The 17,463-nt window shown below is 69.5% G+C and carries 15 protein-coding genes; 5 read left to right on the top strand and 10 right to left on the bottom strand.

Translation table 11 applies throughout. From position 1 onward, the window contains the following. The first annotated feature begins 252 nt into the window (after positions 1-252). Positions 253-2,124: a ricin-type beta-trefoil lectin domain protein gene (locus tag OOK40_RS32195; RefSeq protein ID WP_266488670.1), complete on the top strand. Its 1,872-nt coding sequence runs from the start codon at positions 253-255 to the stop codon at positions 2,122-2,124. Between the two features lie 41 nt (positions 2,125-2,165). Here OOK40_RS32195 and cimA read toward each other — a convergent pair whose 3' ends face one another. The 5 genes from cimA to ureA form a co-directional block, all read right to left on the bottom strand. Then, positions 2,166-3,764, bottom strand: a complete 1,599-nt coding sequence (cimA, locus tag OOK40_RS32190; protein ID WP_266488669.1) for a citramalate synthase — start codon at positions 3,762-3,764, stop codon at positions 2,166-2,168. A gap of 423 nt (positions 3,765-4,187) precedes the next feature. Beyond that, on the bottom strand, positions 4,188-4,796 hold the full coding sequence (locus OOK40_RS32185; RefSeq protein WP_266488667.1) for a TetR/AcrR family transcriptional regulator: 609 nt from the start codon (positions 4,794-4,796) through the stop codon (positions 4,188-4,190). Between the two features lie 75 nt (positions 4,797-4,871). Further along, a complete protein-coding gene (locus OOK40_RS32180; protein WP_266488665.1) occupies positions 4,872-5,891 on the bottom strand; it encodes an agmatine/peptidylarginine deiminase in 1,020 nt (339 codons plus the stop codon). 10 nt (positions 5,892-5,901) lie between these two features. Next, on the bottom strand, positions 5,902-7,584 hold the full coding sequence (locus OOK40_RS32175; protein ID WP_266488663.1) for an urease subunit alpha: 1,683 nt from the start codon (positions 7,582-7,584) through the stop codon (positions 5,902-5,904). Further along, a complete protein-coding gene (gene ureA / locus OOK40_RS32170; RefSeq protein ID WP_266488661.1) occupies positions 7,584-8,270 on the bottom strand; it encodes an urease subunit gamma in 687 nt (228 codons plus the stop codon). Before ureA ends, OOK40_RS32175 begins: the two co-directional genes overlap by 1 nt. 130 nt (positions 8,271-8,400) lie before the next feature. Between ureA and OOK40_RS32165 the strand changes: the two genes are divergently transcribed. Continuing rightward, a complete protein-coding gene (locus OOK40_RS32165; RefSeq protein WP_266488659.1) occupies positions 8,401-9,831 on the top strand; it encodes a cytosine permease in 1,431 nt (476 codons plus the stop codon). Positions 9,832-9,914: 83 nt separating this feature from the next. Here the strand turns inward: OOK40_RS32165 and OOK40_RS32160 are convergent, their stop codons facing one another. Both OOK40_RS32160 and OOK40_RS32155 read right to left on the bottom strand, forming a co-directional pair. Further along, a complete protein-coding gene (locus tag OOK40_RS32160; RefSeq protein ID WP_266488657.1) occupies positions 9,915-11,003 on the bottom strand; it encodes a branched-chain amino acid aminotransferase in 1,089 nt (362 codons plus the stop codon). A gap of 230 nt (positions 11,004-11,233) precedes the next feature. Beyond that, a complete protein-coding gene (locus OOK40_RS32155) occupies positions 11,234-12,277 on the bottom strand; it encodes a 3-isopropylmalate dehydrogenase (RefSeq protein WP_266488655.1) in 1,044 nt (347 codons plus the stop codon). A gap of 148 nt (positions 12,278-12,425) precedes the next feature. Here OOK40_RS32155 and OOK40_RS32150 point away from each other — a divergent pair, with 148 nt between their 5' ends. Further along, complete coding sequence (locus OOK40_RS32150) at positions 12,426-14,024, top strand: metallophosphoesterase family protein (protein ID WP_266488652.1); 1,599 nt, start codon at positions 12,426-12,428, stop codon at positions 14,022-14,024. A 27-nt stretch (positions 14,025-14,051) separates the two neighbouring features. Here the strand turns inward: OOK40_RS32150 and OOK40_RS32145 are convergent, their stop codons facing one another. The 3 genes from OOK40_RS32145 to OOK40_RS32135 all read right to left on the bottom strand — a co-directional run bounded on the left by OOK40_RS32145 (position 14,052) and on the right by OOK40_RS32135 (position 16,521). After that, complete coding sequence (locus OOK40_RS32145) at positions 14,052-14,180, bottom strand: hypothetical protein (protein ID WP_266488649.1); 129 nt, start codon at positions 14,178-14,180, stop codon at positions 14,052-14,054. A gap of 296 nt (positions 14,181-14,476) precedes the next feature. Further along, positions 14,477-15,760 (bottom strand): phosphatase PAP2 family protein, encoded by a 1,284-nt coding sequence (locus OOK40_RS32140; RefSeq protein WP_266488647.1) that lies wholly within the window; start codon positions 15,758-15,760, stop codon positions 14,477-14,479. 218 nt (positions 15,761-15,978) lie between these two features. Next, positions 15,979-16,521, bottom strand: a complete 543-nt coding sequence (locus OOK40_RS32135; RefSeq protein ID WP_266488646.1) for a GNAT family N-acetyltransferase — start codon at positions 16,519-16,521, stop codon at positions 15,979-15,981. 104 nt (positions 16,522-16,625) lie between these two features. On the opposite strand from OOK40_RS32135, the gene OOK40_RS32130 reads away from it, so the two are divergent. Beyond that, positions 16,626-17,081, top strand: coding sequence for an SRPBCC family protein (locus OOK40_RS32130; protein WP_266488643.1), 456 nt, complete (start codon positions 16,626-16,628; stop codon positions 17,079-17,081). Beyond that, positions 17,078-17,428 carry a helix-turn-helix transcriptional regulator gene (locus OOK40_RS32125; protein ID WP_266488641.1) on the top strand — a complete coding sequence of 117 codons (351 nt, stop codon included), beginning with the start codon at positions 17,078-17,080 and terminating at the stop codon, positions 17,426-17,428. Before OOK40_RS32130 ends, OOK40_RS32125 begins: the two co-directional genes overlap by 4 nt. Positions 17,429-17,463 lie beyond the last annotated feature (35 nt).

Raw genomic sequence — 17,463 nt, 5'->3', positions numbered from 1 at the left:
GCCTCCGCGTCGAGGGCTTGGGCGGGTGCTGGGACCGGTTCCGGAACCGGTCCCGGGGTCTGGGCGGTGAGTTAACCCCTGGCGAAGAGTGCCGTCAATACTTCACGCCGAGATTGGTCCGAACCCAACTTCTGGGCGGATCTTGGCCGTTGTGCGTTCAGATCCTGAATGCGCAATCCCTTGACGGCCATACCCAACGGCAGTTCACTCTGGCCTCGACCCCCACACCACTGCCGGAGAGGGCCCCAGCCCATGGCACGACGCAGAAGAACGATCAGGATCCTGCTCGCATCCGCCCTGGCCGCCGCCGGACTGACCGGTCTGACGACCGGCTCGGCGCAGGCCGCGGGCGAGCAGGTGAACATCTGGCTCACCACCACCGACGACGCCGGCGGCAGGCATGTCACACGAGGGCTCCAGCAGCAGACGCCCCTCACCTTCCAGGCGGGCAGCGGCGGTTCGGGAACCAACATCACCGTCGACGAGAGCACCCGCTTCCAGACCTTCACCGGCGGCGGAGCCTCCTTCACCGACACCGCGGCCTGGCTGATGAAGAGCAGCGGCGCACTCTCGCAGGCGACCCGCGACGAGACGATGAAGAAGCTCTTCTCCCCCACCGAGGGCATCGGGCTCTCCTTCGTACGCAATCCGATGGGCGGCTCCGACCTGGCCCGCTTCGGCTACACCTACGACGACGTCCCGGCAGGCCAGACCGACCCCTCCCTGTCGAAGTTCTCCGTCGCGCACGATCTCGCCGACGTACTGCCGCTGACCAGACAGGCCAAGCAGCTCAACCCCGCGCTGACGACGGTGGCATCGCCGTGGACCGCGCCCGCGTGGATGAAGGACAGCGGAGAGCTCAACGGCGGCTGGCTGAAGTCGGAGTTCTACGGCGCCTACGCCGACTACTTCGTGAAGTATCTGAACGCCTACCGCGACCAGGGCATCCCGGTCGACTACGTCACCGCTCAGAACGAGCCGACCTGCTGCGCCGGTTATCCGTCGATGAGCTGGAACGCCTCGGGTCTGGCCTACTTCACCAAGAGCGAGCTGCTGCCCAAGCTCCAGTCCGCGGGCCTGCCCACCAAGGTGCTCGCGCACGACTGGAACTGGGACACCTACGACGCGTACGCCGCGGCGACGGTGAACGACGCGGCGGTGCGCAGCCACCCGAACTTCGGCGGGATCGCCTGGCACGGCTACGGCGGCAATGTCTCCCGGCAGACCGAGGTGCACAACCAGTACCCGCAGCTGGACGCCTTCCAGACCGAGCACTCGGGCGGCACCTGGATCGGCAACCAGCAGCGCGAGGACATGCTGAACATCGTCGACTACACCCGTAACTGGGTGAAGTCGGTGACCAAATGGTCCCTGGCCGTCGACCAGAACCGGGGTCCGCACAACGGCGGCTGCGGCGGCTGCGACGGGCTGATCACCGTCCACAACGGGGACAGCCGGCACGGCCAGGTCGACTACATGATCGAGTACTACACGATGGGCCACCTCACGAAGTTCGTCCGGCCCGGCGCCCAGCGGATCGCCTCCACGGCGAGCGCGGCCGTGCCGAACGTGGCCTGGCGCAACCCGGACGGCTCGAAGGCGCTGATCGCGTACAACGACTCCTCGTCGGCGCAGTCCCTCACCGTCAACTGGGGCGGGCAGCACGCCACGTACTCGCTGCCCGGCAAGACGTCCGCGACCTTCACGTGGTCGGGCACGCAGGGCGGCGGTACGGACTCGACGGGGAGCCTCGTCGGGCTGGCCGGAAAGTGCCTCGACGTGGCGGGCGGCTCCGGCGCCGACGGCACGGCCGTACAGCTGTGGGACTGCAACGGCACGGCTGCCCAGCGCTGGACGGTCCGCTCCGACGGCACCGTCCAGGCGCTCGGCAAGTGCCTGGACGTGACGGGAGGATCGACGGCCGACGGCACGAAGGTCCAGCTGTACGGGTGCAACGGCTCGGGCGCGCAGCAGTGGCGGTGGCAGGCGTCCACCGGCGACCTGGTGAACGCACCGGCCGACAAGTGCCTTGACGTGACAGGCAATTCATCGGCGAACGGGGCCCGGGCGCAGATCTGGTCGTGCACCGGAGCCGCCAACCAGAAGTGGCGGCTCCAGACCTGAGCCCTCAGCCCTGACCCGGCAGCGCTGAACCTGTCCGGCCGCTACTCGGCGGGCTCGACCCCGGCGCGCAGCAGGCCGTAGGTGTACGCGTCCTCCAGTGCCTGCCAGGAGGCGGCGATGACATTGTCGGCAACGCCGACCGTGGCCCACTCGCCGCCTCCGTCGCCCGTGGTGATCAGGACGCGGGTGGTGGACTCGGAGCCGTGGCGGCCTTCGAGGATGCGGACCTTGTAGTCGATCAGCTCCAGCTTGGCGAGCTGCGGATAGATCTTCTCCAGCCCGACCCGCATCGCCCGGTCCAGCGCGTTGACCGGGCCGTTGCCCTCGGCGGTGGCGACGATGCGCTCGCCCTTGGCCCACAGCTTCACCGTGGCCTCGTTGGCGTGCGTGCCGTCGGGGCGGTCCTCGACGATGGCCCGCCAGGACTCCGTACGGAAGTAACGGCGCGCCCGGCCCTCCGCCTCCTCGCGCAGCAGCAGCTCGAAGGAGGCGTCCGCGGCCTCGTAGGTGTAGCCCTTGAGCTCGCGCTCCTTGACCCGCTCGACGACCCGGCCGACCAGCGCGCGGTCGCCGCCGAGGTCGATGCCGAGCTCTTTGCCCTTGAGCTCGATGGAGGCGCGGCCCGCCATGTCGGAGACGAGCATCCGCATGGTGTTGCCGACCTGCTCGGGGTCGATGTGCTGGTAGAGATCGGGGTCGACTTTGATGGCGGAGGCGTGCAGCCCGGCCTTGTGCGCGAAGGCCGAGACCCCGACATAGGGCTGGTGGGTCGAGGGCGTGAGGTTGACGACCTCGGCGATGGCGTGCGAGATACGGGTCATCTCGGCCAGCGCGCCCTCGGGCAGCACCTTCATCGCGTACTTGAGCTCCAGCGCGGCCACGACCGGGAACAGGTTGGCGTTGCCGACGCGCTCGCCGTAGCCGTTGGCGGTGCACTGGACGTGCGTCGCGCCGGCGTCGACGGCGGCGAGGGTGTTGGCGACGGCGCATCCGGTGTCGTCCTGGGCGTGGATGCCCAGGCGCGCGCCGGTGTCCGCGAGGACGGTGGAGACGACGGCCTGGATCTGGGCCGGGAGCATGCCGCCGTTGGTGTCGCACAGCACGACGACATCGGCGCCCGCGTCGGCCGCGGCGCGGACCACGGACTTGGCGTACTCCGGATTGGCGCGGTAGCCGTCGAAGAAGTGCTCACAGTCCACGAAGACGCGGCGGCCCTGTTCGCGCAGGTGGGAGACGGTGTCGCGGACCATCTCCAGGTTCTCTTCGAGGGTCGTGCGCAGGGCCAGCTCGACATGCCGGTCGTGCGATTTGGCGACCAGGGTGATCACCGGAGCGCCCGACTCCAGGAGGGCCCTGACCTGCGGGTCCTCAGCGGCCCTGGCGCCGGGGCGGCGGGTGGCGCCGAAGGCGACGAGCTGGGCGTGCTGGAAGGTGATCTCCTGCTGGGCACGGGAGAAGAACTCCGTGTCCCGGGGGTTGGCACCGGGCCAGCCGCCCTCGATGAAGCCCACGCCGAATTCGTCCAGGTGCCGCGCGATGGTCAGCTTGTCCGCGACGGTGAGGTTGATGCCCTCGCGCTGGGCTCCGTCGCGGAGCGTCGTGTCGAAGACATGGAAGCTGTCGTCGGTCTCCGTGGTCATGGCTGAGTTGACTCCTGTCGGATTCGTGGCTCCGGAAGTTCTGGCTCCACTTGCCCCCATCTTCGCGCGGTTCGCTCCTTGGCCGGGGTGGGGCCGTAAAACGAAAAAACCTCTCGCGGGTGCGAGAGGTCTGCGCGCGGGTCTGGGGCACGGTGCCGCTGCCGCGGGGGGTTACTGTCCACGGGTCAGCGGTCACTGCGGACCGGCGCGCTCTTGCCGATAATCATGGCGAATGAGAGCACGGTGGCAGTGTGCCACAGCCCGGGCGGGTGTGGACGACAGTCTCACGATGCGGTCGCCCACGCGCCGGGGCAGCCCATTTCAGCCCGTCCGGCGTTTGAGGACATGCGGCCGAAGGTCGCATACCGGGGGTCCGGAGCGAGGCCCCGTCGGGCGCAGCGGCCTCCCGAGGAGCTGCGGGGCCTACGCTCCCGAGAAGAGCGAGTCGTCGAGGAACTCCCTCACATGGGCCAGAACCTGGGGCCGCCCGGTGCCCGGTATGCCGACGGCGACATGCACGCTGAAGCCGTCGAGGAGGGCACGGAGCCGGGCGGCGTAGCGGTCGGCGTCGACCGCGCGGAACTCGCCGCGCGAGATCCCCTCGGCGAGCAGCGCGACCAGATCCCGGTGCCAGACCCCCTCGATGGCGGCCTGGCGGGCCCGCGCGTCGGCGTCGGCGCTCTGCGAGCGGTTCCAGACTTCGAGCCAGAGCGTCCAGTGGGGGTCGCGCGGCCCGTCGGGCACGTACAGATCGACGTATGCGTCGAGCCGCTCGCGCACCGGGCCCTGCCGGGAGAGCAGCGCACCGCGCTCGGCGCCGAGGCGGCCCTCGCTCCACTCCAGTGTCTGCAGCAGCAGTTCGTCCTTGGTGCGGAAGTAATAGAGCAGATGCCCGCTGCTCATCCCGACCTCCCGCCCGAGCCCGGCCATCGTCAGCCCGTCGAGCCCGCGCTCGGCGATGGTGGCCATGGCGGCTGCGAGCACGGACTCTCGGGGCGGCGCGATATTGCGGCGGCGCGGGGCGGGGGTCATACGGCGGCAACCGCACTCAGGAACACGTTCACCCGTATGTTCTACCGGATCGCGAACCGTCAGGAGGGCGGACGATCAGACCCTCGGCTGCTGCTGCGTGATGCAGTGGATGCCGCCGCCCCCGGCGAAGATCGTCCGGGCGTCGACCAGCGTGACCGTGCGGTCCGGATAGAGCCTGCGGAAGATGCCCGCGGCGATCTCGTCGCGCGGGTCGTCGAAGGAGCACAGCACCACACCCCCGTTGCAGACGTAGTGGTTGATGTAGGAGTAGTCGGCCCAGCCGCCGTCCTCGTCCCGTGTGACCGTGGGCGCGGGGACCTCGATGATCTCGATGCGGCGGCCGCGGGCATCGGTCTGGAGCCTGAGCATCTCCACGTTCTCCTTGCAGAGCTCGTGGTCGGGGTGGGCCGGGTCCGGCTGGGTGTGGGCCACTATGACGCCCGGCCCGGCGAAGGCGGCGACGATGTCGACGTGGCCCAGGGTGCCGAAGCCGTGCGGCGGGTAGTCGGCACTCAGTCCGCGCCGCAGCCAGATCGCCTTGGTCGTGCCGAGCTTCCCGTGGATCTCGGCCTCGACCTCGTCCTTCGTCCAGCCGGGGTTGCGCTCGGGGCCCAGCTGCACCGTCTCCGTGAGCAGCACCGTGCCTTCTCCGTCGACGTGGATGCCGCCGCCCTCGTTGACGAGGGGCGAGCCGTGCACGGGCACCCCGGCGAGGTCCGCGACATGGCGGGCTATCTTCGCGTCGTGGTCCCAGCTGGCCCAGTGCTGCGCGCCCCAGCCGTTGAACACCCAGTCCACGGCGGCCAGTTGCTTCCCGTCGGTGACGAAGGTCGGGCCGATGTCGCGCATCCACGCATCGTCCAGTTCACGCTCGACGAGGTCGATGTCCGGGCCGAGGAGCGCGCGGGCTTCCGTCGCCTGGCCGGGCCCGACGACCATGGTGACCGGTTCGAAGCGGCGTACCGCCTGGGCGACGGACGCCCAGGCGTGGCGGGACTCGGCGAGGTCGTCCCCGGTGAAGGTGACGTTCGGGCCGGGCCAGGCCATCCAGGTGCGCTCGTGCGGGGCCCACTCGGGCGGCATACGGAAGGTCATCGGTGATCCCTTACAGGAAGTAGAGGCGGTTGAGGGAGATCGATTCGGCGGGCTCGGACCGCAGCGGTTCGCCGTCGAGCGTGACCAGGCCGGTGCGGCCGTCCACCCCCACGTCGCCGGTGCGGGAGTTGAGCCGCAGGTCGGCCGGGCCGATGCCGCGGGTGCCGCGCACCGCGACCCGGCGGCGGCGCGTCGGCATCATGTCGGAGCCCAGTTCGGTCGCGGCCCCGGCGACGAAGGCGACCGAGATGTCCGCGGCCGTTGCTCCGTACGACCCGAACTGCGGCCCCAGGACCAGTGGTTCACAGGTGTCGGTGGCGGCGTTCGGGTCGCCCGTAACCCCGTAGGCCGGGAAGCCCGACTTCAGTACGAGCTGCGGTTTCGCCCCGAAGTACTGCGGCTTCCACAGCACGATGTCCGCGAGTTTGCCGACCTCGATGGAGCCGATCTCGTGGGCGAGCCCGTGCGCGATGGCGGGGTTGATCGTCAGCTTGGCCATGTAGCGCAGTACGCGCGCGTTGTCGTCGTGGGCGCCGTCGCCCTCCATGGGGCCCAGCTCGGCCTTCATCTTCCCGGCCATCGCGAAGGTGCGGCGTACGGTCTCGCCCGCGCGCCCCATGCCCTGCGCGTCCGAGGAGGTGATACCGATCGCGCCGAGGTCGTGCAGTACGTCCTCCGCGCCCATCGTCCCGGCCCGGATCCGGTCGCGGGCCATGGCGGCGTCGCCGGGAAGGTCGGTCTTGAGGTCGTGTACGGAGACGATCATCCCGTAGTGCTCGGCGACCGCGTCCCGGCCGAAGGGCAGGGTCGGGTTGGTGGAGGAGCCGATGACGTTCGGCACACCGGCCATCTTGAGCACGTTCGGTACGTGGCCGCCGCCGCAGCCCTCGATGTGGAAGGCGTGGATCGTACGGCCGTCCAGGACCTTCAGGGTGTCCTCGACGGACAGGCATTCGTTCAGGCCGTCGCTGTGCAGGGCTACCTGGACGTCGTACTCCTCGGCCACCCGAAGTGCGGTGTCGAGGGCGCGGGTGTGCGCGCCCATGTCCTCGTGGACCTTGAAACCGGACGCGCCGCCCTCGGCGAGCGCCTCGACGAGCGGCGCGTCGTTCGAGGACGAACCGCGGGCGAGGAAGCCGATGTTGACGGGCCAGGCGTCGAAGGCGTTGAAGGCGTGCCGCAGGGCCCACGGCGAGTTGACGCCGACGCCCCAGACCGGCCCGAACTCCTGGCCGATGACGGTGGTGACGCCGGAGGCGAGCGAAGCCTCCATGATCCGCGGCGAGAGCAGATGGACATGGGTGTCGACGGCACCGGCCGTGGCGATCATGCCCTCGCCGGGGACGATCGAGGTGCCCGTGCCGACGACGACGTCGACGCCGTCGAGGGTGTCGGGGTTCCCGGCCCGCCCGATGGCCGCGATACGGCCCTCGCGGATGCCGACGGACACCTTGCGGATGCCCTGCACGGCGTCGATGACCAGCACGTTGCTGATCACGACATCGCAGGTCTCCTGGACGGCCGCGGCCTTGAGGTGCAGTCCGTCGCGCGCGGTCTTGCCGAAACCGGCGAGGAATTCGTCGCCGTGCTTCTGGGCGTCCGACTCGACGCGGACGACGAGTCCGCTGTCGCCCAGGACGACGCGGTCCCCGGCGCGGGGGCCGTGCACGGATGCGTACTCGTACGGGTCCATCAGGTGCCCTCCGCGCCCAGGTAGCCGCATGCCGCCGCGCGTCGCAGGGCGTCTTCCTTCGCGCCCGGCCCGTCCAGCGGGCCGTCGACCAGTCCGGCGAAGCCGATCGCGATCCGGTCACCGCCGATGGGCAGCAGGCCGACCTCGGCCTCGCCGCCCGGGTCGAAGCGGACGGAGGATCCGGCGGGAGCGCACAGGCGCATGCCGTAGGCCGCGGCCCGGTCGAAGTGGAGCCGGGGGTTGGCCTCGAAGAAGTGGAAATGCGAGGTGACGCTGACGGGGACGGCCGCGGTGTTGCGCACGGTGAGCCGCAGTGCGGGCTCGGGCTCGGCGTCCGCGGGGCCGGGTAGGAGGGCGCCGGGTGCGCCGGCTCCCAGACCGGCGCCGCCGATGGGGTCGGAGACCACGGCGAGCCGTGATCCGTCGTCGAAGACGGCCTCCACATGGACCTCGGTGACCACGTCCGCCACACCGGGAAGAACGTCGTCGGGGCCCAGCACGCCGCGCGCGGCCTCGATCGCCTCGGCGAGCCTGCGTCCGTCGCGCGCCGCCTCGCAGACGGTGTCCGCGATGAGCGCGGTGGCCTCGGGGACATTGAGCCTCAGGCCGCGGGCCCGGCGGGCCCGCGCAAGTTCGGCGGCGCCGAAGATCAGCAGCCGGTCCCGCTCGGTCGGGGTCAGTCGCACGTCACCACACCTCCAGTTCGAACGACACTCTAACGGCGAGTTTCCTTTCACGGAAGCATTGACGTACCACCATTGCCTCAGTCACATTGAGCGTCACTCAAACAGTCGCCGACCGAGCAGGGAGTCCCCCATGCCGATAGAACAGCGCGGAGTCGACACGATCCCCGACGAAGAGCGCACAAGTGGGCCCCGCGACCTCGTGTCGATCCTTCTGGGCTCCAACCTCTGCCTGGGCGTCATCGTCTTCGGCTGGCTGCCGCCGTCATTCGGGCTCGGCCTGTGGCCGTCGGTGACCGCGATCGTCATCGGCACGCTGGCCGGCATCCTCGTCACAGCGCCGCTCGCCCTGATCTCCCTGCGCACGGCGACCAACCTCTCCACGTCCAGCGGCGCCCAGTTCGGCGTACGCGGCCGGCTCGTCGGCTCGGTCGTCGGTCTGCTGCTCTCGCTCGGGTACACGGCCCTGACGCTGTGGATCGGCGGCGACGTCATGGTCGGCACCCTGTCCCGGCTGATCGGCCTGCCCGAGGGCGGAGCGACCCGCGCCCTGATGTACACGCTGCTCGCGGGCTGCACCGTCGTCGCCGCGATCTACGGCTACCGGCTGCTGCTCCGCCTCAGCAAGGTGCTCTCCATCGGCATGGTCGCCCTCCTGCTGCTCGGAGTCTTCGCCTACGCGGGCGACTTCATCACGGCCGCGCCGCCCGACACCCCGTATCTGCTCGGCTCCTTCTGGCCCACCTGGCTGCTCGCGGCCGTCGCCGCCGGGCTCAGCGGCCCGGTCGCCTTCATCACGCTGCTCGGCGACTACACGCGCTACATCTCACCGCGCCGCCACAGCACCCGCACGGTGTATTGGGCGAGCTGTCTCGGCCTCCTGCTGGGCCTGCTGGTACCGCAGCTGTTCGGTACGTACACGGCGCTCGCCGCCCGCGCAGGTCTCGAGTACGCCGGGCCGCTCGTCGACGCCGCGCCCTTCTGGTACCTGGCGCCGCTGCTTCTCGCGGCCTCGGCGGGCTCCGTCGGCAACGCCGGTCTGATGCTGTACTCGATGGGCCTCGACCTGGACGCGATCCTGCCGAAGGCCACGCGCACCAGGGCCACGGTGATGGCCGCCGTCGTCGCGACCACCTTCGTGTTCCTCGGCTCGTTCGCCTGGGACGTTCAGTCGGCCATGACATCGTTCGTCCTGCTGCTGACCGCCATCGGCACCCCCTGGGCGGTCATCACGCTGATCGGATACGTGCGCTGCGGCGGCCGGTACGACCCCGACGCCCTGCAGGTCTTCAACCGCCGCGCCCGGGGCGGCATCTACTGGTACCGCGCGGGCTGGAACATCAGCGCCACGGCCTCCTGGGCCCTGGGCGCGGCGGTCGGCCTGGCCGCGGTCTCCACGACCGTCTACGAAGGCCCGCTGCTCGCCCTGACCGGCGGAGTGGACTGCAGCTTCATCCTCTCGGGCCTGGTCGGCGGACTGACCTACCTGCTGCTGACCCTGCGGGCTCCGGTTACGGCCGCAGTCGCCGCGCCGGAACCGTCCACGGTCGAGGCGTCCGCCTGACGGCGGCGGCCCCCGGGACCACGAAGGCCCGCCACCGGTTCGAACCCGGGGGCGGGCCTTCGTACGTACCGCACAAGCCGGCGTCAGCCCAGCTGGTGGGTCCAGCCGTGGATGTCCTCCGCCTTGCCCGTCTGGATGTCCAGCAGCGCCTTGCGCAGCTTCAGCGTGACCTCGCCCGGCTGCCCGCCGGACTGCTTCCACTCGCCGCTCGCGGACTTGACCAGGCCGACCGGGGTGATGACCGCGGCCGTGCCGCAGGCGAAGACCTCGGTGAGCGTGCCGTTCTCGGTGTCGGCCTTCCACTGGTCGATGGAGACGCGGCCCTCCTCGGACTTGTAACCGAGATCCTTGGCGAGCTGCAGAAGCGAGTCACGGGTGATGCCGGCGAGCAGCGAGCCGGTGAGCTCGGGGGTCACGATGCGGTTCCCGTACACGAAGTACAGGTTCATGCCGCCCAGTTCCTCGACCCACTTGTGCTCCACGGCGTCGAGGTAGGCGACCTGGTCGCAGCCCTTCGCGGCGGCCTCGGCCTGGGCGAGCAGGGACGCGGCGTAGTTGCCGCCGGTCTTGGCGTCGCCCATGCCGCCGGGGACGGCGCGCACGCGGTCCTCGGACAGCCAGATGGAGACCGGCTTGACGCCGCCGGGGAAGTAGGCGCCGGCGGGCGATGCGATGACGATGAAGAGGTACTCGTTGGCCGGGCGCACGCCCAGGCCGACCTCGGTCGCGATCATGAACGGGCGCAGGTACAGCGACTCCTCGCCGCCGTGCGCGGGCACCCAGGCGCTGTCCTGCCGGACCAGCGCGTCACAGGCCTCGATGAAGGTCTCGACCGGCAGCTCCGGCATCGCCAGGCGGCGGGCCGACCGCTGGAAGCGCTCGGCGTTGGCCTCCGGGCGGAAGGTCACGACGGAGCCGTCGGGGCGGCGGTAGGCCTTGAGGCCCTCGAAGATCTCCTGCGCGTAGTGCAGCGTCATATTGGCCGGATCGATCGACAGCGGCGCGTACGGGACGAGCTGTGCGTCGTGCCAGCCACGCCCCTCCGTCCACTTGATCGTCACCATGTGGTCGGTGAAGTGGCGGCCGAATCCGGGGTTGACCAGCATCGCCTCGCGCTCCGCGTCGGACAGCGGGTGCGAGGAGGGCTTGAGCTCGATCGTGGGCGTCGTCATGAGTGCAGTGTCCTTCACCGGTTGTTGTGACGGACCGCGCTCACGCCGCTGCGACTGCTAGGACGTCCGAGCTTTCCCGCATGCCGCGGCCCGCGTTCGATTATCGCCCGCGGGGCACCGTGCACGAAACGGGGTGAATGCGGTCCAGGGATGAATGGTGGCACCCGGAGGCCGCACAGGAGAAGCCGCCGGGTGCGGTTGCGACCCGGCGGCTTGGTGGAAGCGTCGGGTCAGCGCGCTACTCGTACCGCGAGCGCGTCGCCGATCTCGTCCGTCGTACGGACCGTGCTGCCGTCGCGTCCCGCGAGGTCCCCGGAGACGGCCTCCTCGATACGCACAGCCTCGGCCTGGAAGCCGAGGTGGCGCAGCAGGAGGGCGACGGACAGGATCGTGGCCGTCGGGTCGGCCTTGCCGGTGCCCGCGATGTCGGGCGCCGAGCCGTGGACGGGCTCGAACATCGACGGGAAGGTCCCCGTCGGGTTGATGTTGCCGGACGCGGCCAGGCCGATACCGCCGGTCACGGCAGCGGCGAGGTCGGTGAGGATGTCACCGAAAAGGTTGTCGGTGACGATGACGTCGAAGCGCTCCGGCTGGGTGACGAAGAAGATCGTCGCCGCGTCGACGTGCAGATAGTCGGTGGTGACCTCGGGGTATTCCGTGCCGACCCGGTCGAAGATGTTCTTCCACATGTGGCCGGCATAGACGAGGACGTTGTTCTTGTGGACCAGCGTCAGCTTCTTGCGGGGGCGGGCGCTCGCCCGCTCGTACGCGTCACGGACGACACGCTCGACACCGAACGCCGTGTTCAGGCTGACCTCGGTGGCGACTTCGTGCTCGGTGCCGGTACGCAGCGAACCGCCGTTGCCGGTGTACGGGCCCTCGGTGCCCTCGCGGACGACGACGAAGTCGATGTCGGGGCGGCCGGCCAGCGGGGTCGCGGTGTTGGGGAACAGCTTCGACGGACGCAGGTTGACGTAGTGGTCGAAGGCGAAACGGAGCTTGAGCAGCAGCCCGCGCTCCAGCACACCGGACGGCACGGACGGGTCGCCGATCGCGCCGAGCAGGATCGCGTCGTGGTTCTTGAGGGAGTCGAGCTCAGCGTCGGGGAGGGTCTCTCCGGTGCGGTGCCAGCGCTGGGCGCCGAGGTCGTACTCCTTGGTCTCCAGCTTCACATCCTGCGGGAGGACGGCCGTCAGGACCTTCAGGCCCTGGGCCACGACCTCCTGGCCGATGCCGTCACCGGGGATCACTGCGAGATTGATGCTGCGAGACATGTCGGCACCCTAACTCCGCGTCCCATCCAATGACACTTGATGTCCACCATCTGGACGACCCGGGCTCCACGGATCAACCAGCTCCGGTTTGACTTTCGTTCATCCGGCGTCTGGCGGGGAGTCGTAAGTTACTGGCAAGTTTTCGGCCATGACTGAGGACACCCCCCACGTCGGGATTCCCGAGCAGCTGGCCCGCCGGATGAGCATGCCGGAGCAGCACGAGTACCTGCGCGCCCGGCACGCCCGCCCCAAGCTGTCCCGGCGCGGCGCGCTGGCCGGCGGGCTCGCGGCCGGCGTGGCGGGCGGCGCCGGACTGCTGCTGGGGCGCTCGTCCACCGCGAGCGCGGCGTCGCCCGAGCTCGCATCGGCCCCGGCGACCGCGCACGTGGACGGTTCGGTGGTCGCCCCCTTCGGACGGCATCTCGCCTTCGGCGCCGACCCGAAGACCCAGATGCGGATCTCGTGGCAGGTGCCCTTCGCGGTGAAGAACCCGTATCTGCGGGTCGGTGTCACCCCCTGGGAGCTGAGCCGCAAGATCGAGGCCGAGGTGCGCGCCCTGCACACGCCGTCGCTCTCCAGCAAGCTGCCCGCGGTCGATCAGTACTACCTGCATGTCGGCCTGGACGGGCTGAAGGCGGGGACGACGTACTACTACGGGATCGGGCACGACGGCTTCGACCCGACGACGCCCGAGCGCATGTCCACCATCGGGTCCTTCCGCACGGCTCCGGCATCCCCCGAGAAGTTCGTCTTCACGGCCTTCGGCGACCAGGGCGTGAGCTATCACGCGCTCGCCAACGACCAGTTGATCCTCGGTCAGAACCCGTCCTTCCATCTGCACGCGGGCGACATCTGCTACGCGGACAGCAGCGGGCAGGGCAAGGAGTCCGACACCTACGACGCGCGGGTGTGGGACCAGTTCCTGGCGCAGACCGACAGCGTGGCCTCGCGGGTGCCGTGGATGGTGACCACCGGCAACCACGACATGGAGGCGTGGTACTCGCCGAACGGCTACGGCGGACAATCGGCCCGCTGGTCGATGCCCGAGAACGGACCGGATCCGGCGAACGCGCCCGGCATCTACTCGTTCGTGTACGGGAACGTCGGCGTCGTGGCGCTGGACGCCAATGACGTCTCGTACGAGATTCCCGCCAACAAGGGCTACACAGAAGGAAAGCAGACGGCCTGGCTCGACAAGCGCCTGGCCGAACTGCGGGCGCAGCCGGGGATCGACTTCGTGGTGGTCTTCTTCCACCACTGCATGTACTCGACGTCGACCCACGCCTCCGACGGCGGGGTGCGCGACGCCTGGCTGCCGCTGCTGACCAAGCACCAGGTCGATCTGGTGATCAACGGCCACAACCACGTCTACGAGCGGACGGACGCGATCAAGGGCGGCGAGGTCGGCAAGCCGGTGCCTGTCGGGGCGTCGACCGACCCGACGCGGGACGGCATCGTGTACGTCACGGCGGGCGGCGCCGGCAAGGAGCTCTACAGCTTCGGGCTAGGGGTCAAGGACAGCTACGAGGGCAATGTCCATGACCACGACACCATCCTGACCTTCCACTGGACCAAGCTGCGGCTGCCGGACCCGGACACGGTGGAGTGGTCGCGGGTGCGCTACACCGGCTTCTCCTTCCTCGCGGTGGAGGCGGAGTCCGGTACGGCGCCGGTGCTGAAGGTCTCCGCGCTCGCCGAGAGCGGCAAGCGCATCGACTACTTCGAGGTCAAGCGGTCCTCGAGCTGACGGCGCTTTAGTGGACCGACGGCTTTTCTAGTGGCCGGTGGAGCCGCCGTTGTCCCTGCGGTCGAGGGCTCGCTGCAGGGCGGCGGCGGCATTCTTGCGGTCGGACTCGCTCGTACGGGAGGAACGGCGGACGCGGCGTGCGGTCTCAGCGGGCATGGTGATCGACTCCTTGGAATCACACTTTGATTCGAGGCGCCGGAAGGGGCGGGGAGCGGTGCCGCAGGGGTTGCCTGCTTGGGGGCACGTGCTCACGACCGCCATTCGCTGGATCGAGCGAGACGTTCGGCTTCTACAAAGCTAGGACAGGTACGCGCTTCTGTCTCCACAGTTAGTCGGACTTCCTACTATCTGAGACGGCGATCACCTGAAGAGCGCCCTCAGCTCGCGGATCACGGCCCTGACGGCGACACTTCTCGGTTACGCCGACCGGCAATCTCGACCGGCCACATGACTCAAACCAGCTCGGGCTGCGGTTCGCGTCGCGGTTCCGGCACATGCGCCGACGCCGCCTGCCGATCCCACAGCTTGGTGGTCCGTACGTAGCCGTAGACCACTGAGGTCATCGCCAGAATGAGCAGCGGCCCGAACACCCACGGATATTCGGCCATCTCCATCGACAGATAGCGATACGACGCCAAGAGCGCAGCGAAGACCACGGCACCGTAGACGACCAGCTGGATTCCCGTCCGGTCCCAGCCGCGGTCTCGCGAGCGCAGCGCCGTCTCGATCGTGAGCGTGAACACCACACCGGCGATGATGTCCGCGCCGTAGTGGTAGCCGAAGCCCAGCGTTGCGCCGAGCGTGGCGATCAGCCAGAACGTGCCTGCGAATCGCAGCGCCCGCGGGCCCTTGCGGGAATGAATGAAGATCGCGGTAGCCCACGCCGTGTGCAGACTGGGCATGCAATTGCGCGGGGTGATCTCGTCGAAGGGCATCGGGTGTGGGGTACCGACAGGCGGCGGCGTGTCCGGCCACAGGTTGGCCACCGCCCAGTGCCCCCCGTCGGCACCGTAGGCGAAGATCGGTCCGACCACCGGGTAGATCATGTAGATGCCCGGCCCGAGCAGGCCGATGACCAGAAAGGTGCTCACCAGGTGATGGCCCGGGAAGCGGCGCTCGACCGCCACGTTGCGCAGCTGGTACACCGCGACGACGACGGCGCCCACCGCGAGCTGAACGTAGACCCAGTTGAGAACCTGGGCGCCGACCGTGCCGGTGGCCGCGACAATCCGGCCTACCAGCCACGACGGATTGCCCAACGCGTGATCGGCGGCTGCCACGTACTGGTCGAGCACCGCCGGGCGGGTCTTCGACGTGATCAGCAGCCAGGTGTAGCCGGTCTTGCGGCCGGCCACCAGCAGCAGGGCCAGTCCGACGCCTTTCAGCAGCAGGACGCGGTCCCGGCCGGTGCGGCGCGTGAGGGCGATGACGGCACAGGCCAAAGTCACCCACAACGCGCCGTTGCCGTACATCATCTCGGCGTCGACGGCTCTCCTCACGAGCCAGAAGACGACATCGATTCCGATCGCGGCGCCGACTGCGATGAACCGCTGCCGCCAGGTGAGCACCACCATCATCAGCGCCATACTGACGTACAACACCGTGCCCGATTTGGGGGCGAATATCACCTCTCGCGCCTGGTCGGTGATCGGCCCCCGCTCGCCGTACCGACGCGCGGCGATCTCCAGTGCAACGAGGAATCCCAGGCCCACCACAGTCACCGCGCCCCACAGCATGACGCGTGGTTGACGCCATGCAGCCAACCGAAGGCTGCCCTCTATTCGCTCTCGCGTTACCGCAGATATCAATTTTCAGCCGATTTGTCATATTTCATGTGATCGTTTTGTGAGCTCGAACATGCTAGCGGAGCGGGTGAGTTGCACAGATCCCGGGTATGTCGAATAACCGTCGGTGCGGACGGCGCGGGACGCCGGCGATCTGAGCCGCTGCCGGATCAGAGGACGTCGCCGTCGCGCCAGTCGAAGAGCAGCGCGGCGGACGGGTCGGGCAGCGGCCGGGCGGCGGACGGCCGCAGGTAGGTGGTGCCCTCCTCGTCCGGGAGGTGCACCACTCCGCTCGGGCCGAGCGCTTCGATCCGGCCCCGCCACAGCTGCCAGCCGCGCGCCCGGTACAGCTCGGCCCCGTCGTCGGAGGCGGAGAGCGCGCCGAAGTCGTACGCCCCGTCGATCACCCGCTCCAGCATTTCCATCACCAGGCCGCCGAGCCCGCGCCGCCGCCGGTCGGCGCGTACGGCCACGGCCTCGATGTATCCGATACGCAGTGAGCGGCCCCGGTGGATCACCCGGCGCTGGATCACGCTGCCGTGCGCGACGAGATCCCCGTCCTCGTGCACCAGCACATGGACGCCTCCCAGGCCGTGGTCCCAATCGTCGTCGCTGAAGTTCCCGTGGAACGCGTCCGTCAACAGGGTGCGGATCTCAAGGAGTTCGGCGGGGCTGAGTTCGAAGGTGTGGCCGGTGCGCAGCGTCTCACTCATGCTCGGCACCCTCCCAGGCCTCTAGTGCAACCGAGGGGTTGCACGAGCCTCCGGGACGTGCAACCATTGAGTAGCACGTTACGGCCGAACAGGAGGCAGGGATCATGAGCAGGGATCGCATCGAACGAGAGATCACCATCGCCGCACCGGTGGAACGCGTGTGGGCCGTCCTCACGGAGCCCGAGCACGTCGGCTCGTGGTTCGGCCAGGGCAGGCCGACCCCGGTCGACCTGCGCCCGGGCGGGACCATGCAGCTCGACCACGGCGAGTACGGGCAGTTCCCGACCACGATCGTGAAGGTCGACCCGCCCCACCACCTCTCGTACCGCTGGGCGAGCGCCTTCCCCGGGGAGCAGGCCGTCGAGGGCAACTCCACGCTGGTGGAGTTCACCCTCACCCCGGACGGCGACGGCACCCATCTGCGCGTGGTTGAGACGGGCTTCGCCGCCCTCGCCATCCCCGAGGACAAGGCCGCCACCGCCGGATACGACAGCCACTCGACGGGCTGGACCGAGGTGGTCGGCAACCTCCAGAAGTACGCGGAGCAGCTCGCCGCATGACAACGGAATCGAGCCAGGACGCCGTGACGGAGGTCCTGTCGGCGCTGGCCGACCCGACCCGCCGCCGGATACTCGACGCCCTCGCCGCGCACGGCGAGGCGACCGCCACCGTCCTGGCGACGGAACTGCCGGTCAGCCGGCAGGCCATCGTCAAGCATCTCGCGGTCCTCGCCCGGGCCGGCCTGGTGGCCGGACACCGGGAGGGCCGCGAGGCGCGCTATACGGTGCTGCCCGCGCGGCTGGGTGTCACGGCGCGGTGGATGGACCGTGTGGCCTCGGAGTGGGACGCCCGGCTTTCGGCGATCAAGCGCCTGGCCGAGGAAGCCGCCGAGGCCACCGGCGACTGAGCCGGATGCCCTGTCCGGCAGGGCATCCGGCTCGG

Origin of the sequence: Streptomyces sp. NBC_01481 (genome assembly GCF_026339995.1) — a bacterium.
Classification (GTDB): Bacteria; Actinomycetota; Actinomycetes; order Streptomycetales; family Streptomycetaceae; genus Streptomyces.
This window is presented reverse-complemented; position numbering and strand designations above follow the sequence as displayed.